Origin of the sequence: Pantoea sp. RIT-PI-b, from assembly GCF_001187905.1 — a bacterium.
GTDB classification, from domain to species: domain Bacteria; phylum Pseudomonadota; class Gammaproteobacteria; order Enterobacterales; family Enterobacteriaceae; genus Pantoea; species Pantoea nemavictus.
Map to the genome: position 1 here is coordinate 255427 of NZ_LGIS01000014.1, position 21488 is coordinate 276914.

Annotated in this window: 21 protein-coding genes; 7 read left to right on the forward strand and 14 right to left on the reverse strand. The window is 55.8% G+C overall.

The window, feature by feature from the left end; genetic code table 11:
• Window positions 1-98: 98 nt before the first annotated feature.
• Both AC790_RS07575 and AC790_RS07580 read right to left on the reverse strand, forming a co-directional pair.
• Window positions 99-983 carry a U32 family peptidase gene (locus AC790_RS07575; RefSeq protein ID WP_049851371.1) on the reverse strand — a complete coding sequence of 295 codons (885 nt, stop codon included), beginning with the start codon at window positions 981-983 and terminating at the stop codon, window positions 99-101.
• A 9-nt stretch (window positions 984-992) separates the two neighbouring features.
• Window positions 993-1988 (reverse strand): peptidase U32 family protein, encoded by a 996-nt coding sequence (locus tag AC790_RS07580; protein ID WP_049851372.1) that lies wholly within the window; start codon window positions 1986-1988, stop codon window positions 993-995.
• Between the two features lie 203 nt (window positions 1989-2191).
• Here AC790_RS07580 and AC790_RS07585 point away from each other — a divergent pair, with 203 nt between their 5' ends.
• Together AC790_RS07585 and AC790_RS07590 are read left to right on the forward strand one after the other, a co-directional pair.
• Complete coding sequence (locus AC790_RS07585; RefSeq protein ID WP_049851373.1) at window positions 2192-2716, forward strand: SCP2 domain-containing protein; 525 nt, start codon at window positions 2192-2194, stop codon at window positions 2714-2716.
• Window positions 2710-3216, forward strand: a complete 507-nt coding sequence (locus AC790_RS07590; protein ID WP_007886708.1) for a GNAT family N-acetyltransferase — start codon at window positions 2710-2712, stop codon at window positions 3214-3216. Before AC790_RS07585 ends, AC790_RS07590 begins: the two co-directional genes overlap by 7 nt.
• Here AC790_RS07590 and AC790_RS07595 read toward each other — a convergent pair.
• Window positions 3200-3487 (reverse strand): GIY-YIG nuclease family protein, encoded by a 288-nt coding sequence (locus tag AC790_RS07595; RefSeq protein WP_049851374.1) that lies wholly within the window; start codon window positions 3485-3487, stop codon window positions 3200-3202. The genes AC790_RS07590 and AC790_RS07595 overlap by 17 nt on opposite strands.
• Window positions 3488-3567: 80 nt before the next feature.
• Between AC790_RS07595 and AC790_RS07600 the strand changes: the two genes are divergently transcribed.
• Complete coding sequence (locus AC790_RS07600) at window positions 3568-3996, forward strand: YhbP family protein (RefSeq protein ID WP_049851375.1); 429 nt, start codon at window positions 3568-3570, stop codon at window positions 3994-3996.
• Window positions 3997-4034: 38 nt separating this feature from the next.
• Here AC790_RS07600 and AC790_RS07605 read toward each other — a convergent pair whose 3' ends face one another.
• Complete coding sequence (locus tag AC790_RS07605; RefSeq protein ID WP_007886714.1) at window positions 4035-4556, reverse strand: type 1 glutamine amidotransferase domain-containing protein; 522 nt, start codon at window positions 4554-4556, stop codon at window positions 4035-4037.
• Between the two features lie 236 nt (window positions 4557-4792).
• Here AC790_RS07605 and AC790_RS07610 point away from each other — a divergent pair, with 236 nt between their 5' ends.
• Entirely contained in the window at window positions 4793-5827 is a 1035-nt protein-coding gene (locus tag AC790_RS07610; RefSeq protein WP_049851376.1) for a permease, read from the forward strand.
• Here AC790_RS07610 and nrdG read toward each other — a convergent pair.
• Complete coding sequence (gene nrdG, locus AC790_RS07615; RefSeq protein ID WP_049851377.1) at window positions 5720-6286, reverse strand: anaerobic ribonucleoside-triphosphate reductase-activating protein; 567 nt, start codon at window positions 6284-6286, stop codon at window positions 5720-5722. The two genes, AC790_RS07610 and nrdG, sit on opposite strands and share 108 nt — an antisense overlap.
• Window positions 6283-8421 carry an anaerobic ribonucleoside-triphosphate reductase gene (gene nrdD, locus AC790_RS07620; protein WP_049851378.1) on the reverse strand — a complete coding sequence of 713 codons (2139 nt, stop codon included), beginning with the start codon at window positions 8419-8421 and terminating at the stop codon, window positions 6283-6285. The genes nrdG and nrdD overlap by 4 nt, the downstream gene beginning before the upstream one ends.
• A gap of 268 nt (window positions 8422-8689) precedes the next feature.
• Here nrdD and AC790_RS07625 point away from each other — a divergent pair, with 268 nt between their 5' ends.
• The gene (locus AC790_RS07625; RefSeq protein WP_049851379.1) at window positions 8690-11074 is read left to right on the forward strand and encodes a beta-N-acetylhexosaminidase; all 2385 of its coding nucleotides are present in this window, start codon (window positions 8690-8692) and stop codon (window positions 11072-11074) included.
• 151 nt (window positions 11075-11225) lie between these two features.
• Here AC790_RS07625 and ridA read toward each other — a convergent pair whose 3' ends face one another.
• From ridA to argF, 4 genes are all read right to left on the reverse strand, one after another.
• Entirely contained in the window at window positions 11226-11612 is a 387-nt protein-coding gene (gene ridA / locus AC790_RS07630; protein ID WP_007886733.1) for a 2-iminobutanoate/2-iminopropanoate deaminase, read from the reverse strand.
• Window positions 11613-11690: 78 nt separating this feature from the next.
• Window positions 11691-12155, reverse strand: a complete 465-nt coding sequence (pyrI, locus tag AC790_RS07635) for an aspartate carbamoyltransferase regulatory subunit (protein ID WP_007886734.1) — start codon at window positions 12153-12155, stop codon at window positions 11691-11693.
• An 11-nt stretch (window positions 12156-12166) separates the two neighbouring features.
• Window positions 12167-13102 carry an aspartate carbamoyltransferase gene (gene pyrB / locus AC790_RS07640; protein ID WP_049851380.1) on the reverse strand — a complete coding sequence of 312 codons (936 nt, stop codon included), beginning with the start codon at window positions 13100-13102 and terminating at the stop codon, window positions 12167-12169.
• A 242-nt stretch (window positions 13103-13344) separates the two neighbouring features.
• Window positions 13345-14352, reverse strand: a complete 1008-nt coding sequence (gene argF / locus AC790_RS07645) for an ornithine carbamoyltransferase (RefSeq protein ID WP_049851381.1) — start codon at window positions 14350-14352, stop codon at window positions 13345-13347.
• Window positions 14353-14514: 162 nt separating this feature from the next.
• Between argF and rraB the strand changes: the two genes are divergently transcribed.
• Window positions 14515-14937 carry a ribonuclease E inhibitor RraB gene (gene rraB, locus AC790_RS07650; protein ID WP_007886745.1) on the forward strand — a complete coding sequence of 141 codons (423 nt, stop codon included), beginning with the start codon at window positions 14515-14517 and terminating at the stop codon, window positions 14935-14937.
• Window positions 14938-15001: 64 nt separating this feature from the next.
• Window positions 15002-15763 carry a tRNA-(ms[2]io[6]A)-hydroxylase gene (locus AC790_RS07655; RefSeq protein ID WP_049851382.1) on the forward strand — a complete coding sequence of 254 codons (762 nt, stop codon included), beginning with the start codon at window positions 15002-15004 and terminating at the stop codon, window positions 15761-15763.
• 148 nt (window positions 15764-15911) lie between these two features.
• Here AC790_RS07655 and AC790_RS07660 read toward each other — a convergent pair whose 3' ends face one another.
• The 4 genes from AC790_RS07660 to pepA all read right to left on the reverse strand — a co-directional run bounded on the left by AC790_RS07660 (window position 15912) and on the right by pepA (window position 21477).
• Window positions 15912-16415 carry a GNAT family N-acetyltransferase gene (locus tag AC790_RS07660; protein ID WP_049851383.1) on the reverse strand — a complete coding sequence of 168 codons (504 nt, stop codon included), beginning with the start codon at window positions 16413-16415 and terminating at the stop codon, window positions 15912-15914.
• Between the two features lie 66 nt (window positions 16416-16481).
• Window positions 16482-19337 carry a valine--tRNA ligase gene (locus AC790_RS07665; protein ID WP_049851384.1) on the reverse strand — a complete coding sequence of 952 codons (2856 nt, stop codon included), beginning with the start codon at window positions 19335-19337 and terminating at the stop codon, window positions 16482-16484.
• A 2-nt stretch (window positions 19338-19339) separates the two neighbouring features.
• Entirely contained in the window at window positions 19340-19801 is a 462-nt protein-coding gene (locus tag AC790_RS07670; RefSeq protein WP_036620276.1) for a DNA polymerase III subunit chi, read from the reverse strand.
• Between the two features lie 164 nt (window positions 19802-19965).
• Entirely contained in the window at window positions 19966-21477 is a 1512-nt protein-coding gene (gene pepA / locus AC790_RS07675; protein WP_007886756.1) for a leucyl aminopeptidase, read from the reverse strand.
• Window positions 21478-21488: the final 11 nt, after the last annotated feature.

Here is a 21488-nt window from a genome sequence, read left to right on the forward strand (position 1 = left end):
GGCGCAGGTGTTTAATCGGACCTGCGTCTGTGAGTATTACTCATCGTTACCTATATTAAAACTGCTAATAACAGCTGGAATATAGCCGGAATGTGCCTTTATCCGCCGCCTTCCAGTGCCATTCCGGCCAGGCGACGCCAATAACCGTTACTATCACTGCCACGCGCCATCATCAGCGGTGCCTGTCCGGCTTCATTGGCACGAAATCTATCGACTTCTGCCAACGTGCTTTCGCCTTGGGGTGACAGGCGCACAATGTCGACCCAATTATGCATGCCGCTCAGATCGTTGCCGAGGTTGTAGCAATAGCCGCTCATGGTTTGAATGCCGTTTAGCACAAACACCTGCTGGCCCTCCTGCGACAACACACGACGCCCGGTTGGGTAGTTAATACAGCAGGTTTGGCAGTCATCTTTGGCACGATTCTCAGCGCGGGCGGTAAAGCAGCGCGCCGACAGCGCCAGCGGCAGATGCCCATAACCGAGCACCTCCACCTCAAACTTATCGCGGACGCCTGCTGCATCGCACTGTTGCAGCAGTTGAATCAGCCAGTCGCGCGACATCTCCACCGGAATGCACCAGCGCGTCATGCCCTCTTTTAATAATAGTTGCAGCGTCTGTGCGTTATAGACATTGAGCGTCGGGCCCGCGACAAACGGCAATCGGCGCTCCGCCGCCATATTTACCGTACCCATATCGTTGGCTTCCAGCAGGAATTCGCCGTTTTCGACATAGCGACGCAGCTCTTTCACTTCCGACGGCGACTGCAGCAATGCCAGCGTACTGAGCACCACTTGCTTGCCGTGCTGCGCCAGCAGGCGGGCGATTTCCATCCATTGATTAAATGAGGTGGCGCGACGTTTACTGCACACCGCTTCGCCGAGATAGACGATCTCGGCGCTGCTTGCGGCAGCATGTTGATAAAAGTTCTCCAGCGTTTCAGTTGGCCAGTACCACAGCACCGGCCCAAGGGCGTATTTCATGCGATCTCCTTATTGCCAGTCGCGGTGATAAGCACCAAGCGTGGTTTGGCTGCCTTCAGACAGTTCACCCAGCGCCTGCATCCACGGTTCCTGCACCATATAGTGCTCCGGCGCGGCCATACAGCGGTCAATTGCCTGACGCCACACTTTTGCCACCTGGGCCACATAGGCCGGACTGCGCTGACGCCCTTCGATTTTCACCGAGGCGATATTGGCGCGCAGCAACTCGGGCAGCAGCGACAGCGTATTCAAACTGGTGGGCTCTTCCAGCACGTGATAAAGCTGGTTATCCACTTCGTATCTGCCTTTGCACAGCGTGGGATAGCCAGCGCTTTCGTTGGGTGCGTATCGATCTATCAGCACTTCGTTCAGGCGCGACTCCATCCCTTTTGGCGTTTGCTGCCAGCGGACAAATTTGGCCGGGGAGCAGGCTCCAGCGCTATTCGGCGATTCGCCGGTCAGCCAGGAAGAGAGGTAGCAGCGGCCTTCGGCCATAATGCACAGGCTGCCAAAGGCGAACACTTCAAGCGGTACCGGCGTCTCACGCGCCAGCTGTTTTACCTGGTGCATCGACAGCACGCGCGGCAGTACCACGCGGCTAAGTTGAAAGTGGCGATGATAAAAATGGATGGCCTGCAAATTAGTGGCAGAGGCCTGCACCGAAAGATGACGCTCAACCTGTGGATAGTGTTTGGCCGCGTACGCCAGCGTGGCGATGTCAGCCAGAATCAGCGCATCGGCACCGTTCTGTGCGGCAACGTCAATCGCCGTCTGCCAGCGATTCATACCGTCAGGATGGGCAAAGGTGTTGATTGCTACATGCAGCTTACGGCGATGCTGGTGCAGATAGCGCGCGGCCTCGGCCAGTTTCTTGTCGGTAAAATTGAGGCCAGCAAAGTGGCGGGCATTGGTATCATCTTTCAGGCCGACATACACCGCGTCAGCACCATGCTCCACCGCCGATTTCAGCGCAGGTAAATTCCCCGCTGGACACAGCAGTTCCATACGTCTTCCTCCCCGGATTCTGAAGCCGAAGAGTGTAGATAACTGGCCAGCCAGCAATGTTGATTTAAGGCAGTGAAAGCGCCATTGATGATGCGGAGTGCAGCATTTTCGTCCGACCGGGTAGTGATTTCCTTGATCTCAGTGGAGGCGATGCCGGGCAGATGTGGCAAAATAGATGAAATTTTCTGAAGGGAATGTCGATAATGTTTGCGCGCTTACGTGGCCTGATGGTTGAAAAAGGTCCAGAATTCCTGGCTTTACCGGTTTCAATTACCCCTTTCCCGCTGAAAAAAGTTATTCTGCAACAACTCCTAAACTGGCAATTTCGTCATGCTTTGTCTGAAGGTGAGTTAGACTTTCTGGAAGGGCGTTATCTGGGGATTGAGATTGCCGATGTGAATCTGCGCTGGATCACTACCCTGCAAGCAGGACGCCTGACCGTTTCGCGCGACACCGAGGCTGATGTCTGGTTTCGCGGTGAAGCCAACGATCTGTTGCTGGTGGCAGCACGCAAAGCGGATCCCGATATGTTGTTCTTTCAACGCCGCCTGGTGATTGAGGGTGACACGGAGCTGGGACTTGAGGTGAAAAACCTAATGGATGCCATTGAACTGGATGCCATGCCCACGCCATTACGCACGGGATTGCAGCAGCTCGCTGCTTTTATTGAGGCAGGAATGAAACAGGACGCGAAGGCCGCTGAGGCGCGCGCGGAGATCTCATGTTAATTCGTACTGAAATTGGCGTTGATGCAGCAGGCATCGATAGCCTGTTAAAGCGCAGTTTTGCTACCGCCGCCGAAGCGGAACTGATACAGCAACTGCGCGAAGATGGCTTGCTGACTCTCGGTGTGGTGGCCACGGATGATGAAGGCCAGGTGTTGGGTTACGCGGCGTTTAGTCCGGTAACCCTGCAAGGTGAAGACCGCAACTGGGTCGCTTTGGCACCGCTCGCCGTGGATGAATCGGTGCGCAAGCAAGGGCTTGCTAAAAAGCTGGTGTATGAAGGGCTGGATTCACTCAACGAGTTCAGCTACAGCGCCGTGGTGGTGCTGGGCGATCCTGAGTTCTATAACCCGCTCGGCTTTGAGCCCGCTGCGCGCCATGGCTTGCACTGTCGTTGGTTAGGCAGCGAAGCCGCCTTTCAGGTGTACAAACTGGCTGACGACGCGTTTGTCGGCGCGGAAGGGCTGATTGAATTCGCGTTACCGTTTAATCGTTTCGACTAAACCAGGCCGTTAAGCAGGGCGGCTGCTGAGCAACCAGCCGCAGCTTTTGCGCGCGGCTAAGTTGTTTCACCTTGTATTCCAGACGTGACGCCGCAGCTCGATCGCCCGCGTCGCAGTGAAACACCAGCGTCAGCGGACCTTTGCCGCGCAGTGAGCGCGCGCCGCGTCCCTGCTGATGCTGCTGCAGGCGGCGGTTAACATCCGTGGTGATGCCGGTATAAAGCATACCTGCGGCGGTTTGGAGCAGGTAAAGCTGCCAGCCTTGTTCCATCTTACTCATCTCGAAAAATAGCTGGCAGGCAGTGTAGCGCGCTTAAGTCCGCACTGCTATTCGCCGTACGGAGTTGCACCTTGTCTGACCATCCCCATCTGATTCGTTATTTAAAAAAACAGCACGTGCTTTCGCTATGCACAACCGATGGCAACGACATCTGGTGCGCTAACTGCTTTTATGTGTTTGATGAAGCCAGCATGGCATTTTGGCTGATGACCGAGCCCAACACGCGTCATGGCGCATTAATGCAGAGGAATCCGCGCATCGCGGGTAGCGTCAACGGCCAGCCGAAAAGCGTGCTAGTGATCAAAGGCGTGCAGTATCGGGGAGTGATTCAGCGACTCGACGGAGAGCGGGAAACGGTGGCGCGTAAAGCCTATCAAAAGCGTTTTCCGGTAGCGAAAAAAGTGACCGCGCCGCTGTGGGAGATTATTCTCGACGAAGTGAAGATGACGGACAATGCGCTGGGTTTTGGCAAAAAGATTGTCTGGACTAAGCCGTTGTAAGGTCGCCACTGATGGCGACCACAATGCGAAAGACGAGATTAGGCCGCGTTCAAAATCCGCAGTGCTTCGTGATTAAACGCGGGCAGATCTTCTGGCGTGCGGCTGGTGACGAGCTTGTCATCATCGACCACCACTTCTTTATCGTAAAAATCCGCGCCAGCATTGCGCAGATCAATGGCAATCGCTTTTACGCAGGTCATTTTGCGGCCGCGCACGCCGTTAGCGCTGATCAGCAGCTGCGGGCCATGACAAATGGCGAATATCGGCTTGCCGCTGGCCACAAATTCTTTGGTGAAGCTGACGAAGCGATCGTCACCGCGCAGGGAATCGGGGGAGTGTCCACCAGGTAGCAGCAGCGCATCGAACTCCGCCGCGCTGACATCATCAATCCCCTTGTCGATTTTAACCTCAGCCTTACCCTGCTTCCCTTTAATGACGTTACCCGCCTTAAACTCAATGGTGACAACCTGATGGCCCGCTTTGGTGTAAGCCTCGGCCGGCGAGGTAAACTCTGAGTCTTCAAATTCATCGGTAATCAATACCGCTATTTTCTTGCTCATCTTTTTCCTCCTTGCTGATTACGAACGGGTGTTCGTTACACATCTAACCATCAAGTCTGGTTGCCATGACGCAAAATGCAAGCCAGGCGGCTGCGCGCAATCGGGTTAAATTTCCGAGATGGATCAAGTTTGCGTCGTTTCGACATAGCAGATTTTATTGACCTGAATAACAATGCGGTCTTTCCGCTGCACCCTCCGGCGCGGCACTCTTTATTCAGTTGAATACGGAATTCGTGATGAATCAACTTACCTCGCCTACATCAGCGATGCGCTTCGCCTGGTGGAAACCGCTGCTGTTCCTTGCCGTGGTGGTCGCCGGCCTGTGGTATGTGAAATGGCAGCCTTACTACGGCAAAGCTTTTACTGCCGCCGAAACCCATTCTATCGGTAAATCGATATTGGCCAACGCGGCTGACTCACCGTGGCGGGCGGCGCTCGATTACGCCATGATCTATTTTCTGGCCGTGTGGAAAGCAGCGGTGCTCGGTGTAATCCTGGGTTCGCTGGTGCAGGTACTGATTCCGCGCAACTGGCTGCTACGTTTGATGGGAAGCTCGCGCTTCGGCTCCACGCTGATTGGCACCGTTCTGGGTTTGCCGGGCATGATGTGCAGCTGCTGTGCGGCACCGGTGACTGCCGGCCTGCGTCAATCGCAGGTTTCGAGTGGTGCAGCAATGGCCTTTTGGCTGGCGAATCCGCTGCTCAATCCCGCTACGCTAATTTTTATGGGCTTTGTTCTCGGTTGGAATTTTGCCGCCATTCGGCTGGTGGCCGGTCTGATGATGGTGTTGGGGATCGCCTGGCTGGTGCAGCGCAGTGTGCCCGATCAAGCCGTTGTCGCTCCCGTCAATGTTACTCACGATGAACAACCGTTTCTGACACGCTGGCTGCGGGTGATGTGGCGCTTGTTCTGCAACACGATTCCGCTGTATATCGTCGCGGTGTTGTTGCTGGGAGCCGCGCGCGTTTGGCTGTTCCCGCATGCCGATGGTGCGGTAGGCAATACGCTGTTTTGGGTGATGTTGATGGCAATTGCCGGCTGCCTGTTTGTGATCCCCACCGCAGCGGAAATCCCCATTGTGCAGACCATGATGCTGGCGGGCATGGGCATTGCGCCCGCGCTGGCACTGTTAGTGACGCTGCCCGCCGTCAGTGTGCCTTCGTTATTGATGCTGCATCGCGCATTTCCCGCCCGGGCGTTGTGGATCGCGCTGTTCGGCGTGGCCTTCAGCGGTATGCTGCTGGGCGTGCTCGCCCTGTGGCTGGCGTAGCGTCCAAACCTTCTGATTGCGGCTGCCGCGCCACAGCAGCCGCGCATCTTTTTCCGCTTCAATAAAGCGCCCGTCAATCAGCACATCAATCTCATTCAGCACCTCGCGCTGCGCATCACTCAGCTCCGCCATTTCGTAACCGGTCCACAGCCAGATATCCTTATCCGGGCATTCTTGCCGCACGCGTTTCACCAGGCGACGAATATGCGGCACGTTGTGCGGATGCAGCGGATCGCCGCCGCTCAGCGATAAGCCCTGACGTGGTATACGCCGATCGTTGAGATCGGCGATCAGCTGCTCTTCCAGCTCCAGCGTAAAGGGCTCGCCGGAATCCAGCCGCCACGTGCTCTGGTTATAGCAGCCGCGGCACTGATGTTCACAGCCCGCAACAAACAGCGTGCAGCGCGTGCCGGGACCGTTAACGATATCGACCGGATAATAGCGGTGAATGCGCATCATCCCAGTGGTCCCGTCTCCAGATGCTTAACCCGGCGCTGCACCTCTTCCTGCTTACCGGCGTTAAACGGGCGTGCATCCGGGCTGCCGAGATAGCCACACACGCGGCGCGTCACCGACACGCGCGCCGGATCGTGATTACCGCAGCATGGGCAGGTAAAGCCTTTGCTGGTGCAGCTAAACTCGCCGCTGAAACCGCATTCGTAGCACTCGTCTATCGGCGTGTTGGTGCCGTAATACGGCACGCGGTGGTAGCTGTAATCCCACACATCTTCCAGCGCCTTTAGGTTGTGCTGGATGTTGGGGTATTCGCCGTAACAAATAAAACCGCCGTTAGCGATGGTTGGATAGGGCGCTTCAAAGTCAATCTTGTCGTACGGATTGACCTTCTTCTCGACGTCGAGATGGAAGCTGTTGGTGTAATAGCCTTTGTCGGTAACGCCCGCCACCACGCCAAATTCGGCGGCATCAAGGCGGCAGAAGCGGTCGCACAGATTCTCGCTCGGCGTGCTGTACAAGCTGAAGCCGTAGCCGGTCTCTTCTTTCCAGGCATCAACCGCGTTTCGCAGATGCGTCACAATCGCCACGCCTTTTTCACGCAGATAATCGGCATCGTAAGGATGCACTTCGCTGCCGCTCAGCGCATTGAGCGTCTCATGCAGGCCGATGTAGCCGAGGGAAATCGAGGCGCGGCCATTGCGGAAAATGGATCCTACTTCATCGTCGGCCTTCAGCCGCACACCGCAGGCGCCTTCCATATAGAGAATGGGTGCCACGCGCGCTTTGGTCTTTTCCAGCCGGGCGATGCGCGTCATTAAGGCGCGTTTCGCCAGCGCCAGGCGTTGATCCAGCCGCTGCCAGAACTGCGCTTCGTTGCCTTGCGCTTCCAGCGCAATGCGCGGCAGATTGAGGCTGATCACGCCAATGTTGTTGCGACCTTCGTGAATCTGCTCACCGTTCTCTTCGTAGACGCCAAGGAAGCTGCGACAGCCCATTGGCGTTTTAAATGAGCCGGTCACTTCAACCACTTTTTCGTAGTTAAGGATATCCGGATACATGCGCTTGCTGGCGCACTCCAGCGCCAGCTGTTTGATGTCATAGTTAACATCACCCGGACGCCGATTAACGCCTTCACGAATAGCAAACACCAGTTTCGGAAACACCGCCGTTTTGTGATTTTTACCCAATCCGGCGATGCGATTGCGCAGAATGGATTGCTGAATCAGGCGCGCCGCCCAATCGGTGCCGAGGCCAAAACCAAAGGTGACAAACGGCGTCTGGCCGTTGGCGGTGTGCAGCGTATTCACTTCATATTCCAGCGACTGAAATGCGTCGTAGCACTCTTTCTCCGTGCGCACGCGCGCATAGGCTTCCGCATCAGGAATCTGCCACTCCTGCGCCACCGTGCGGTGCTTTTCCAGGCTGAGATTCACAAAAGGAGCCAACACTTCATCAATGCGATTAATGGTGGTGCCGCCGTAAATATGGCTGGCGACCTGAGCAATAATCTGCGCGGTGACCGCCGTGGCGGTGGCAATCGATTTGGGCGGTTCTATCTCGGCGTTGCCCATTTTAAAGCCGTTGGTCAGCATGCCCTGCAGGTCGATCAACATGCAGTTAAACATCGGGAAAAATGGGGAATAATCGAGATCGTGATAATGAATTTCGCCACGCTCATGCGCCAGCACCACATCGCGCGGCAATAGTTGCTGCTGGGCATAATGTTTAGCGACGATGCCGGCGAGCAGGTCGCGTTGGGTGGGAATGACCTTGCTGTCTTTATTGGCGTTTTCGTTGAGCAGCGCCGCATTGGTTTGTTCCACTAAACCCCGGATGGCGTGATGCAGTTTACCGCGCTGTTCGCGCGCCAAATCGCGATCGTGACGGTATTCGATATAAGTGCGCGCCAGCTGTGGCCAGCGTCCGCTCATCAGCGTCTCTTCTACCGCACACTGAATATCGCGGATATCCACTTCGCGGTGCTCGGCCATTTGCTCACCGACCTGCGCCGCTACCTGTGCGCACCATGCGGCATCATCAATCTGTGCTGCCTGTGCGGCAGCACGTACCGCCGCCTCAATTCGCTGCGCATTAAACGGCACTCTGCAACCGTCACGCTTAATCACCACTGTCGCCATTTTCTCTCCGTGAAACTACATATGGATATTTTTAAGGAGTTTAACCGCTATATGTGGTGCTATGACGGGAATTAATTCGCCACTGTTTGACCTACAGCAAAGAAGCCACGACCAGGATTGAAAGCCGCGCAATGGTTAATCCGGCTAAACTACAAAAGTTTTAAGCCGACTTGATTTCAGCCGGTCGCTACTTGCTTTGCAAAGCGAAACAGGTTTAATGGGCCTTTTGCCCATTTTGGTCCGCCGTTTCATTTACAAGGATGCCCGCATGCTTTTGCAGAGAACGTTGCTTGCCTGTTGTATATCCATGACTTTTTCCGCCTTTGCCGCCCCCGCGGGTGATTTACCACTCATGCCGTGGCCGCAGAAAGTTGAGCAGCCGGGCGGTGGCGGCGCGTACTCGCTAACGCCACAGCTCACCTTGCATATTGCCGGCGACCATCTGGAAGGCGCAGAGTCGCGCTGGCGGGCGCGCATTGCGCGTCAAACCGGCTGGCCGCTGTTGCCGGCCAGCGCATCCAGCGATCATCCCAATATTCAGGTGCAGATCGCCCAGGCTGTTGATCCGATTCCGCAGCCGGACAGCGATGAAAGTTATCACCTTGTCGTCAACAGCGATGGCGTTTTGCTGCAAGCGAATACACGCTTTGGTGCGATGCGCGGCATGGAAACCGTGTTGCAGCTGATTGAAAATACGGAGAATGGCACGGAAATCCCTTACGTCACCATTGACGATAAACCGCGTTTTCCGTGGCGCGGGGTGCTGATTGATTCGGCACGTCACTTCCTGCCGATTGAAACCGTAAAACGACAAATCGACGGCATCGCCGCCGCGCGCATGAACGTGTTTCACTGGCACTTAACCGACGATCAGGGTTGGCGCTTTGCCTCCAGCCACTATCCGCAACTGCAGGAGAAAGCCAGCGACGGCTTGTACTATACGCAGCAGCAGATGCGTGATGTGGTGCGCTATGCCACGCAGCGCGGCGTGCGCGTGGTGCCGGAAATCGATCTGCCGGGCCATGCATCGGCGATTGCGGTGGCGATGCCTGAGTTAATGAGCGCACCGGGGCCTTATCAAATGGAGCGCGGCTGGGGCGTGTTTAAACCGCTGCTCGATCCCAGCAACGAAGCGGTATTTCGCTTTATCGACACCTTAATGGGTGAAGTGACGGCGATCTTCCCGGATCCCTATATCCACATCGGCGGCGATGAAGTCGATCCCACGCAGTGGAATGATTCGACGCGCATTCAGCAATTTATGCGCGATCACGGCCTGAAAGACACGCATGCGCTGCAAGCCTGGTTTAACCAGCGCGTCGAGACAATTCTTGAAGCGCACCAGCGTCGCATGATCGGTTGGGATGAGGTTTACCATCCGGACCTGCCGAAGAGCATTTTGATCCAATCCTGGCAGGGACAGGATGCGCTTGGTACCGTGGCGAAAAATGATTTCCGCGGCATTCTCTCCACCGGTTTCTATCTCGATCAGCCGCAGACCGCCGCTTATCACTACCGTAATGAACCCTGGCCGCAAGGCCTCAACGGCGCGGATCAGGTGCAATCCGGCGAGCAGACGCAGAGCTGGCAGTTCACCATGCCACGCCTGAAGGGCAGTGCACTTAAAGGCAGCTTTACGCTGATTGAAGGCAAAAGTGGCTGGCGCGGTTTTATTGATTTCAGCGGTAAAGCGCGCCGCATGGTCAGCGATGTGCGCTGGCTTTCGCCGACGCAGCTGACGTTCAGCGTCGATACGTGGATGGGGCCTTTTCAGCCGATGGTGACGCTGACGCAAGACAAATTGACCGGATATATGCTGGTGGGCAACGTGCGCTATCCCACCGAAGGCAGCAAGCTGGCGCAGGTGCCAAAAGGCATTGCGCCATCGCTGCCCACGCCAGAGCAGATGAAAAATAATCTGATTGGCGGCGAAGCGGCACTGTGGGCGGAGAACGTCAACAGCCGGGTGATCGACACACGTTTGTGGCCGCGCGCTTTTGTGGTGGCCGAGCGTTTATGGTCCGCGCAGGATGTCACCGACAGCGACAACATGTATCAACGCCTGAGCGCGGTGGATCGCTGGGGCACCATTTCGGTGGGCTTGCAGCAGCATCAACAGGCTGAAGTGCAGATGATGCGGCTGGCGAATAGCAGCGACATCACGCCGCTGCGTGTGTTGGCCGAAGTGTTAGAGCCGGCGCAGTATTACACGCGTCAGCACCTGAAATTCCAGGCAGGACATTACGACTATTTTGAGCCGCTGAATAGGTTAGCGGATGTGTTGCCTGCCGAGAGCAACGCGGTGCGTTTGCTGGACAAGCAGATTGATCGACTGATTGCCAATCGTGCCGATCACGCGGCGGCACATGCTATCCGCCAGCAACTGCAGCGCTGGCAGAATAACAGCGATGCGGTGATGCCGCTGATTCTGGGCAATTATAAGCTCAAGCCGTTACAGCAGCAGGTACAGCAAGTAGCGCAACTGAGTCGTATGGGGCTGGATTTGGTTAACGCGCTGGAGCGAAATCAGGCTTACGGGGCGGGGGAGGTGGCGCAGATGCATGCACAATTGGATGCCGCAGCGCAGGTGCAGGATGAAACGGTGCTGGCATTGGTGAGGCCGCTGGAGAAGTTGCTGCGATCGTTTAAATAGGATTGTGCTCGTTGTCCCCCATCCCGGCCTTCCCCCGCAAGCGGGGGAAGGAGATGCTGCCACATGCAGCTTCATAACTCATATATGGCAGCATCTTCCTCCCCCATTTATGGGGGAGGACCGAGGAGGGGGACAGCAAGCACCAACGAAATCAACGACGTACCGCGATCGCCTCGATCTCAATCTTCACATCTTTCGGCAGACGCGCCACTTCCACACAGGAGCGCGCAGGGAAGCTGGCGTTATGCTCGGTAAAGAACGCTTCATAAGTCGCGTTTACCGTGGCGAAATCATTCAGATCTTTGACGAACACGGTAGTTTTCACAATGTCGCCCACTTTCAGGCCTGCAGCTTCCACAATCGCCTGCACATTTTCCAGTGACTGACGCGCCTGAGCAGACACATCGTCGGCCACGGCGCCGGTAGCAGGATTAACCGGAATCTGGCCAGAGGTGATGATCATGCTGCCGAGATCCACGCCCTGTACGTAAGGGCCAATCGCTGCGGGTGCGTTTGAAGTACTGATTTCGCGAGACATTGTTTCTCCTTAGAAGTGCGCGGCCGACCGTTGTCCGCCGCGAAATGAATCGTCCCATTATAGGGACGACGTGGGCGATTACCAGTGACCAAGCACCACGTGGCGCGCGAACTCTTTCTCGCAATATTTGCACTTCAGATGCACATCATCTTCGCGCTTTTTCACCGCAAAGCTGGTAAATACCGGCTCGTTACGGCTGATGCAGTTACTGTTCGGGCAGGTCAGCACGCGGTCGATACGATCCGGCAAGGTTGGGGCGATCTTCGCCACCACTTCGTACTCGTCAATGCGGTTCACCGTGGCGAGCGGCGCGTACACCGCTAGCTGGTTGATCTGATCGTCTGTCAGGAAGGTATTCTCGATTTTGATCAGATCCTTGCGCCCCATTTCACCCGAGGGCAAATTGAGGCCGATGGTGATGCGCTGATCGGTTTCGGTCAGGCGAAACAGGGACAATAACTTAAAGCCAACCTGCGCCGGGATATGGTCAATCACCGTGCCGCGCTTGATGGCTTCAACTTGCAATTTATTATCGTGAGTCATCGGGTTGCTCCTTACAGTGCCAGTTCGCTATTCAGTACCAGTGCCAGCAGTGCCTGGCGGGCGAAGATGCCGTTACCGGCCTGCTGGAAATACCAGGCATGCGGCGTGCTATCCACGTCGGTGGTGATCTCGTCGATGCGTGGCAGCGGATGCAGCACTTTCATGTTGTCGCGCGCACCCGCTAAATCGGCGGCGCGCAGGATGAATTGCGCTTTGACGTTGGCATATTCCGACGGATCGAGGCGCTCTTTCTGCACGCGCGTCATGTAGAGAATGTCGAGTTGTGGCATCACTTCTTCAATGGTGTCATGGCGTGACCAGGCAATATTCTGCTCATCCAGCATATCGGTGATGTACGACGGCATCGCCAGCGCATCCGGCGCGATAAAGAAGAAACGGTTGCCGTCAAATTTCGCCAGCGCCTGCGTCAGTGAATGCACGGTACGGCCATATTTCAGGTCGCCGACCATCGCCACATTCAGGTTATCGAGGCGATGTTGCGTTTCGCGGATGGTGAAGAGATCGAGCAGCGTTTGCGTCGGATGCTGGTTCGCGCCGTCACCGGCATTAAGTATTGGAACGCCGCCGGAAAATTCGGTCGCCAGACGCGCCGCGCCTTCCTGCGGATGACGCATCACGATGGCATCCACGTAGGTACCAATCACCGAAATAGTATCGGCGAGGGTTTCACCTTTCTTGCCAAGCGAAGTGTTGCTGCCATCAGCGAACCCCACCACCGACGCGCCGAGACGATGCATCGCCGTTTCAAACGACAAGCGCGTGCGCGTTGAGGCTTCAAAGAAGCAGCTGGCGATAACGTTATGCTTCAGCAACTCCGGCTGGGGATGGGCTTTCAGCTGGGCGGCGGTATGCAGCACCAGCTCCAGCTCGTCGCGGTTGAGATCGTTAATGGAAATGATGTGCTTGCGATATAGCGGGTTGGCCATAGCGTTCTCCTCTGCGCTGCCGGATTGCGGACAAAAAAAAGCCCCTGCTTAAGGGGCTTTTTTTACGATCGATTGATGACGGAAAGAAACAGGTGCGCCGCCCGCTGTCAGGCGTCGTTGAGCGTCAAATTGTGCGCTGCGCTGTTGCATGTTTCCTCCGGCAAATTGGGCCGCATTATACGCATTCACTGATTTGCAGCAAGCAAATATCGCGCGCAAGGTAAACGTTTGCTTCGCTATATTTATCGCTTACCTAAGGTGGCGACCATCACCGCTTTAATGGTGTGCATGCGGTTTTCTGCCTGATCGAACACGATGCTGTGTGCCGATTCAAACACTTCATTGCTCACTTCCATGCCATCGTGCAAACCATACTGTTCAGCCATCTGGCGGCCGAGCGTGGTTTTATCGTCATGGAAAGCCGGCAGACAGTGCAGGAATTTCACCTGCGGATTACCGGTCAGGGCCAGCATCGCGCTATTCACCTGATAAGGACGCAGCAGGGCGATGCGATCTTCCCACACCGATTTGGCTTCGCCCATCGACACCCATACATCAGTGTAGATGAAGTCGGCACCTTGCACGCCTTCGGCGATATCTTCGGTCAGCGTGATTTTGCCGCCGGTTTGCTGCGCGGCCACGCGGCATTGTTCTACTAATTCAGCTTCTGGCCAGCAGCCTTTCGGTGCCACCAGACGCAGATCCAGCCCCACTAGCGCTGCAGCTTCCAGCATGCTGTTGCCCATGTTGTTGCGCGCATCGCCCACATACACCAGCGCCATTTGATTCAGCGATTTGCCGGGCAGATGTTCCTGCATGGTCAACAGATCGGCCAGCAGCTGCGTAGGGTGAAACTCGGTGGTCAGGCCGTTCCATACCGGCACGCCAGCGAACTCCGCTAAGGTTTCCACCAGTTCCTGGCCGTAGCCGCGATACTGAATGCCGTCATACATGCGGCCCAGCACACGAGCGGTGTCTTTCATCGACTCTTTATGGCCGATTTGGCTGCCGCTCGGGCCGAGATAGGTGACGTTAGCGCCCTGATCGTAAGCGGCAACTTCGAAAGAGCATCGGGTACGAGTCGAGTCTTTTTCGAAGATGAGCGCGATGTTTTTGCCTTTCAGGTACTGCGTTTCGCCGGCATTTTTCTTTGCGTGTTTTAATTCACCTGCCAGACTCAGCAGAGAATCGATTTCGGCCGGGGTGAAATCCAGCAATCTCAGGAAATGTCTTTGATACAGCTGACTCATACAGCGCTCCAGTTGCCCACATGAAATGAATTAAAATTCAATCTAACCGTATGAATATGCATTTTCAACCCCAGCGTTAAGAAACTTGTTGTTTTGTGTAGTGGCGCGCGAGGCAGTGTGGGAAAATAATCTTATTCAGCCGAATATTTTGAGGACACACCCATGGCATATGAAGCATTGCTGGAAGAACAGCGCGAAGAGACGCGACTGATCATTGAAGAGCTGCTGGAAGACGGCAGCGATCCCGATGCGCTTTACACTATCGAGCATCATCTCTCCTGCAACAATTTCGACTCGCTGGAGAAGGTGGCGGTTGATGCCTTCAAGCTGGGCTATGAAGTGAGCGAGCCAGAGGAGCTGGAGCTGGAAGACGGCAGCAAAGTGATGTGCGTTGATATCCTGAGCGAAGGCGCGCTGAAGCCGGAGCTGATTGACGCGCAGGTTGAGCAGTTGGTGAATCTGGCGGGCAGCTACAACGTCGATTACGACGGTTGGGGCACCTACTTTGAAGATCCCGATGCCGAAGATGAAGACGACGATGGCGAATTCATCGACGACGAAGAAGACAACGGTGTACGCCACTAAGCCTTCCTTAACGGGCGGCGCCCGCCGCCCCGATTCCTTCTCCCCGTAAGACAAAAGATTGCCCATGAATTACGCTCCGCTATTAGAACCGATCTATCAATTCCTGCATTGCCGCACGCCACACGCGTGGATTGATGAAGCGCGCAAGCCGGAAAATCTGACGCTGCTGCTCACCGATCATATGGTTTGCGAATTGAAGGCCGCGCAAACCGCGGTGTTTATCATCCGTAAATACGTGGCGGATAAGCCGAGTGGCGATGCCATTCTGGCGTGGCTTAAGCCGTATGAAGATTTTATCTACCGCGATGAACCGGACAGCAACTTTATCAACGCCCACAAAAATCTGACCAAAAGTATCATTGTGCGCAATGAGCTGCCGTGGGCCGACGATTTGGTAGAGATGATGGTGCTGCTGATCAAAGAGGAGTTGCATCACTTTTATCAGGTGTGGGAAATCATGCAGTCGCGCGGTTTGCCCTATCGTAAAATCACCGCCAGCCGTTATGCCAAAGGGCTGATCCGTGAAATCGCCACGTATGAGCCAGATGCGCTGGTGGATAAGTTGATTTGCGGAGCGTACATCGAAGCGCGATCCTGCGAACGTTTTGCCAGCCTGGCACCGTATCTGGATGAGCAGCTGGAGAAGTTCTACATTTCGCTGTTGCGATCGGAAGCGCGTCATTACCAGGATTATCTGAAGCTGGCGCAGCAGATTTCGCCGAAGGACATTGCGCCACGCGTACAGGCGTTTGGTGCGACAGAAGCGCGCTTAATCAGCGAGCCGGATGGCGAATTGCGTTTTCATAGCGGTGTGCCGACGATTTAGATATGTGCTCGCAGTCCCCCATCCCGGCCTTCCCCCGCAAGCGGGGGAAGGAGATTCTGCCACATGCAGCTCCCAACCCACATATAGCAGCATCCTCCTCCCCCATTTATGGGGGAGGACCGAGGAGGGGGACAGCGAGCACATCAAATCACAACACCTTCAACATTCGCACTTCGCAATCCACGTGCCCGGTACAGCCCATCGCGCTGTCAATCAGCTCGAAGCCCAACGACTCATACAACTTAATCGCGCGCGTCAGGCTGCCGGTGGTTTCCAGATAACAGCGGCGAAACCCCTTTTGACGAGCATGTTCCATGGCGCGCAGCGCCAGATCGCGCGCCAGACCTAAGCCACGCACCTGCGGTAGGAAATACATTTTCTGCAGCTCGCAAATATCCGGTGCGCTACAAGCCAACGGTGCAACGCCGCCGCCGCCCACCACTACGCCTTCATGTTCAACAATCCAGTAGGCGCTATTGGCTTCACTGTACAGTTCGAACAGGCGATCCAGATTGGGATCGGACACGGTGTAACCTTTGTCCGCCGTCAGCCCAAATTCGGCTGACACATCGCGGATCACCTGCGCGATCAGCGGATTATCGGCGGCTGTAATCGGGCGCACCTTTAAATTGATGGGGGCGTCGGTGGTCATCATTATCTTCCGGTATAAAAAAGCCGGGCAGTGCCCGGCTTCGATTAAGCAGTTGGACTGAAGCGCTTACAATGCCGCAATCACGCCCTGCTGTTCAAACAGTTTTGCTTTAGATTGCTCAAGCTCGGCTACGCGCTCACGCTCTTTGGCAACAACCGCTTCCGGCGCACGTGACACAAAGCCTTCGTTGGCCAGCTTGGTCTGGATCTTCTCGATTTCCACATCGAGTTTTACCAACTCTTTCGCCAGACGCTCCAGCTCGGCTTCTTTGTTCACCAGATCCGCCATTGGGATCAGCAACTCAGCGCCTTCAACAATCTTCGTCACCGAAACCGGGCCTTTCTCGCCCGCAGGCAGAATGGTCAGGCTTGCCAGACGCGCCAGACGCGACAGGAAAGTACGGTTCTCTTCCACGCGACGCTGCGCCGCAGCCGAGCAGTCACGCAGCAACACATCGAGCGGCTTGCTTGGCGCGATGTTCATCTCAGCGCGAATATTACGTACCGCGACGATCGCCTGTTTCATCCACTCGATATCAGCTTGCGCCTCGGCATCTTCCTTCGCCGCTTCATACTGCGGGAACGGCTGCAGCATAATGGTATCGTGATCGATGTTTTTCAGGCCTTTCACACGCTGCCAGATGGTTTCGGTGATGTAAGGAATAATCGGGTGCGCCAGACGCAGCAGCGCTTCCAGCACGGTGACCAGCGTATTACGCGTGCCGCGCAGTTCCGCTTCGCTACCGCTGGTCATCACCGGCTTCGTCAGTTCCAGATACCAGTCACAGAACTGGTTCCAGGTGAAGTCATAAAGAATATTGGCTGCGATATCAAAGCGATAGCTATCCAGCGCTTCACGATACGCCTTCACGCTGCGGTTGAATTCGCTCAGAATCCAGCGATCAGCCAGCGACAGCTTCATTTCGCCGCCGTTTTGTCCGCAATCCTGCTCTTCGGTGTTCATCAGCACGAAGCGGCTGGCGTTCCACAGCTTGTTACAGAAGTTGCGGTAGCCTTCAAGGCGCTTCATGTCCCAGTTGATGTCACGACCGGTAGAAGCCAGCGCGGCGAGGGTAAAGCGCAGCGCATCGGTACCTGATGGCACGATGCCGTCCGGGAACTGCTTCTCGGTACGTTTGCGGATCTTTTCAGCCAACTGCGGCTGCATCATGTTGCCGGTACGCTTCTCCAGCAGATCTTCCAGCGAAATACCGTCAATCATATCCAGTGGATCGATGACGTTGCCTTTCGACTTGGACATCTTCTGGCCTTCTTCATCGCGGATCAAACCGGTCATATAGACGGTTTTAAACGGTACCTGCGGCTTGCCGTTTTCATCTTTAATGAAGTGCATGGTCAGCATGATCATGCGCGCAATCCAGAAGAAGATAATGTCGAAGCCGCTCACCAACACGCTGGTTGGATGGAAGGTACGCAGCGCTTCGGTGTTCTCTGGCCAGCCAAGAGTAGAGAACGTCCACAGACCGGATGAGAACCAGGTATCCAGGACGTCGTCATCTTGGCGCAGCGCAACGTCGGCGGCCAGATGGTTTTCCTGACGCACTTCGTCTTCGGTGCGGCCAACGTAGACGTTGCCGTCGTTGTCGTACCACGCCGGAATGCGGTGTCCCCACCACAGCTGACGCGAAATACACCAATCCTGAATGTCTCGCATCCACGAGAAGTACATGTTCTCGTACTGTTTTGGCACGAACTGGATGTCGCCATTCTCAACCGCTTCAACCGCAACTTTCGCCAGCGGGGCGGTGCGCACATACCATTGATCAGTCAGCATTGGTTCAATCACCACGCCGCCGCGATCACCGTAAGGAACGGTCAGGTCGTGCGGTTTGATCTCTTCCAGCAGGCCGATTTCGTCAACGGCAGCGACAATCGCTTTACGCGCAGCAAAACGCTCCATTTTCTGGAACTGTGCTGGGATATCGTCGGCACACTCGTCGCTCACTTCGCCATTAGTATCGAACACTTCCGCGCGCTCGCGGATATCGCCATCGAAGGTCAGAATGTTGATCATTGGCAGCTTGTGACGACGACCGACTTCGTAGTCATTGAAGTCATGCGCTGGCGTGATTTTCACGCAGCCGGTGCCTTTTTCCATATCGGCGTGTTCATCGCCAACGATCGGAATACGACGGTTCACCAGCGGCAGGATCACTTCTTTGCCGATCAAATCTTTATAGCGCGGATCTTCCGGGTTAACCGCGACGCCGGTATCGCCCAACAGGGTTTCCGGACGGGTGGTCGCCACCACCAGATAATCTTTGCCTTCCGCGGTTTTCACACCGTCAGCCAGCGGATAGCGGATATGCCACATCGAGCCTTTGCTCTCGCGGTTTTCCACTTCCAGATCGGAGATGGCGGTACGCAGTTTTGGATCCCAGTTTACCAGGCGTTTGCCACGGTAAATCAGGTTCTCTTTGTACAGGCGGACAAACACTTCGCGCACCGCGTTGGACAGACCGTCATCCATAGTGAAGCGCTCGCGCTCCCAGTCAACCGAGTTGCCGAGACGGCGCATCTGGCGGGTAATGGTGCCGCCGGATTCCGCTTTCCACTGCCAGATTTTGTCGATGAACGCATCGCGACCGTAATCCTGGCGTGTTTTGCCCTCTTCAGCGGCGATCTTACGCTCAACGACCATCTGCGTGGCGATACCGGCGTGATCGGTACCGGCCTGCCACAGGGTGTTTTTGCCCTGCATGCGCTGGTAACGCACCATGGTATCCATGATGGTTTGCTGGAAAGCGTGACCCATATGCAAGCTGCCGGTGACGTTCGGCGGCGGGATCATGATGCAAAAGCTTTCCTGGCTGGTGTCGCCATTCGGTTTAAAGTAGCCCTGCTGTTCCCAGTGCTCGTAGAGCGGCTGCTCGATATCTTGCGGGTTATATGTCTTTTCCATTTCTACACTGTCGTTTGCGGCGAGGGTGGCGTCGCCGTATTCAATTGGAAACCAACGCTGCGATAGGCTTTATAGCGATCGCGCGCCAGTTGTTTTAGGGATTCTTCATAAGGTACGAAGTCTATCACTTCATGGAAAGCAGTAGCAAAATCTGCGAACTGTGGCAGCAGGCTGATCAACAGATCGCGCGGCGAACTGCCACGGCGCTGCGGCCAGGCCAGTTCAACCGGTGCGCCATAGCGCGGGCCTTCGCCGGCCAGATTGTGCGGCACAAAGGCGTTAGCCGGCAACTGCCAGAGTGCTTCATCCAGCCGATTGGCTTGCTCTTCATTTTCGCAGGCAATCAGAATGCGTTTGCCGTCACGCCAGCGTGTTTCGGCAAGAGAGCATACCAGGGCTTCGATGGCGGTTAAGCCGTCGCCTGCGCTCTCAGACTCCATCACATAGAAAGTGGCGTTTTTCATGGGATCCTTTGGATGAGAGGGGGGCTCGCTGTCCCCCATCCCGGCCTTCCCCCATAAATGGGGGAAGGAGATGCTGCTACATGCAACTTCACAACTCACATAGGGCAGCATCTTCCTCCCCCACTTGTGGGGGAGGACCGAGGAGGGGGACAGCCATCACCAAATCAATCGTCGCCGTTCAGTCCAGCACGGTTCAGCAGGAACTGCGACAGCAGCGGCACCGGACGACCGGTTGCGCCTTTGGCTTTACCTGAACGCCATGCGGTACCGGCGATATCCAGGTGCGCCCAGTTGAACTTACGTGCAAAGCGCGCCAGGAAGCAGGCTGCGGTAATCGCGCCGCCAGGACGGCCGCCAATGTTTGCCATATCGGCAAAATTGGATTCCAGCTGTTCCTGATACTCATCCGCCATCGGCAGACGCCAGGCGCGATCGCCTGATTGCTCAGACGCGCTGATCAGCTCGTGCGCCAGCGGATTGTGGTTCGACATCAAACCGCTGACATGATGGCCCAGCGCAATCACGCAGGCACCGGTCAGCGTTGCGACGTCAATCACCACTTCTGGCTCGAAACGCTCGACATAGGTAAGCGCATCGCACAGCACCAGTCGGCCTTCAGCATCGGTATTCAGCACTTCCACGGTTTGGCCGGACATGGTGGTTAACACGTCACCCGGACGCATTGCTTTGCCGTCTGCCATGTTTTCACAGCCTACCAGCACGCCGACGACATTCAGCGGCAGATTCAATTCTGCCACCATGCGCATCACGCCGTACACCGAGGCCGCGCCGCACATGTCGTACTTCATCTCATCCATCGCTTCGGCTGGTTTAATCGAAATACCGCCGGAATCGAAGGTTAAGCCTTTCCCCACCAGCACGATGGGGCGCGCTTCGGGATCGTTATTGCCTTTGTACTCAATCACCGACATCAGCGATTCATTATGTGAACCGGCTCCGACCGCCAGATACGCGTTCATGCCCAGCTCTTTCATCTGCTGCTCGCCGATGACGCGCGTGGTGACATTTTTGCTGTACGCATCCGCCAGCTGACGCGCCTGTGACGCCAGGTAGGCGGCGTTACAGATATTTGGCGGCATATTGCTGAGATCTTTGGCCGCTTTCACGCCTGCAGCCACGGCCAAACCGTGCTGAATGGCGCGCTCGCCGCTGGTCAGTTCACGACGGGTTGGCACGTTGAACACCAGCTTGCGCAGTGGACGGCGCGGTTCAACTTTGTTGCTTTTCAGCTGATCAAAGTTGTAGAGCGCTTCTTTCGAGGTTTCGACCGCCTGGCGCACTTTCCAGTAGGTATTGCGGCCTTTTACGTGCAGTTCTGTCAGGAAGCACACCGCTTCCATCGAACCGGTGTCATTCAGCGTATTGATCGTCTTCTGAATCACCTGCTTGTACTGGCGCTCATCCAGCTCGCGCTCTTTACCGCAGCCGATCAGCAGGATGCGTTCGGAGAGGATATTTGGCACATGGTGCAGCAGCAGCGTTTGGCCCACTTTTCCTTCCAGTTCACCGCGGCGCAGCAGGGCGCTGATGTAGCCATCGCTGATCTTATCTAACTGCTCAGCAATGGGTGACAAACGGCGCGGTTCGAAAACGCCAACAACAATGCAGGCGCTACGCTGTTTTTCCGGGCTACCGCTTTTTACACTGAACTCCATGCACTCTCCTG

What these genes read in the sequence shown, in the direction of transcription:
- AC790_RS07655 (WP_049851382.1), top strand. Translation starts at nt 15,002, where the DNA reads ATGAATTACGCTCCGCTATTAGAACCGATCTATCAATTCCTGCATTGC.
- AC790_RS07605 (WP_007886714.1), bottom strand. Translation starts at nt 4,556, where the DNA reads ATGAGCAAGAAAATAGCGGTATTGATTACCGATGAATTTGAAGACTCA.
- AC790_RS07665 (WP_049851384.1), bottom strand. Translation starts at nt 19,337, where the DNA reads ATGGAAAAGACATATAACCCGCAAGATATCGAGCAGCCGCTCTACGAG.
- AC790_RS07590 (WP_007886708.1), top strand. Translation starts at nt 2,710, where the DNA reads ATGTTAATTCGTACTGAAATTGGCGTTGATGCAGCAGGCATCGATAGC.
- AC790_RS07580 (WP_049851372.1), bottom strand. Translation starts at nt 1,988, where the DNA reads ATGGAACTGCTGTGTCCAGCGGGGAATTTACCTGCGCTGAAATCGGCG.
- argF (WP_049851381.1), bottom strand. Translation starts at nt 14,352, where the DNA reads ATGAGTCAGCTGTATCAAAGACATTTCCTGAGATTGCTGGATTTCACC.
- AC790_RS07625 (WP_049851379.1), top strand. Translation starts at nt 8,690, where the DNA reads ATGCTTTTGCAGAGAACGTTGCTTGCCTGTTGTATATCCATGACTTTT.
- AC790_RS07575 (WP_049851371.1), bottom strand. Translation starts at nt 983, where the DNA reads ATGAAATACGCCCTTGGGCCGGTGCTGTGGTACTGGCCAACTGAAACG.
- pyrI (WP_007886734.1), bottom strand. Translation starts at nt 12,155, where the DNA reads ATGACTCACGATAATAAATTGCAAGTTGAAGCCATCAAGCGCGGCACG.
- ridA (WP_007886733.1), bottom strand. Translation starts at nt 11,612, where the DNA reads ATGTCTCGCGAAATCAGTACTTCAAACGCACCCGCAGCGATTGGCCCT.
- pyrB (WP_049851380.1), bottom strand. Translation starts at nt 13,102, where the DNA reads ATGGCCAACCCGCTATATCGCAAGCACATCATTTCCATTAACGATCTC.
- nrdD (WP_049851378.1), bottom strand. Translation starts at nt 8,421, where the DNA reads ATGGCGACAGTGGTGATTAAGCGTGACGGTTGCAGAGTGCCGTTTAAT.
- rraB (WP_007886745.1), top strand. Translation starts at nt 14,515, where the DNA reads ATGGCATATGAAGCATTGCTGGAAGAACAGCGCGAAGAGACGCGACTG.
- AC790_RS07670 (WP_036620276.1), bottom strand. Translation starts at nt 19,801, where the DNA reads ATGAAAAACGCCACTTTCTATGTGATGGAGTCTGAGAGCGCAGGCGAC.
- nrdG (WP_049851377.1), bottom strand. Translation starts at nt 6,286, where the DNA reads ATGATGCGCATTCACCGCTATTATCCGGTCGATATCGTTAACGGTCCC.
- AC790_RS07595 (WP_049851374.1), bottom strand. Translation starts at nt 3,487, where the DNA reads ATGGAACAAGGCTGGCAGCTTTACCTGCTCCAAACCGCCGCAGGTATG.
- AC790_RS07610 (WP_049851376.1), top strand. Translation starts at nt 4,793, where the DNA reads ATGAATCAACTTACCTCGCCTACATCAGCGATGCGCTTCGCCTGGTGG.
- AC790_RS07660 (WP_049851383.1), bottom strand. Translation starts at nt 16,415, where the DNA reads ATGACCACCGACGCCCCCATCAATTTAAAGGTGCGCCCGATTACAGCC.
- pepA (WP_007886756.1), bottom strand. Translation starts at nt 21,477, where the DNA reads ATGGAGTTCAGTGTAAAAAGCGGTAGCCCGGAAAAACAGCGTAGCGCC.
- AC790_RS07585 (WP_049851373.1), top strand. Translation starts at nt 2,192, where the DNA reads ATGTTTGCGCGCTTACGTGGCCTGATGGTTGAAAAAGGTCCAGAATTC.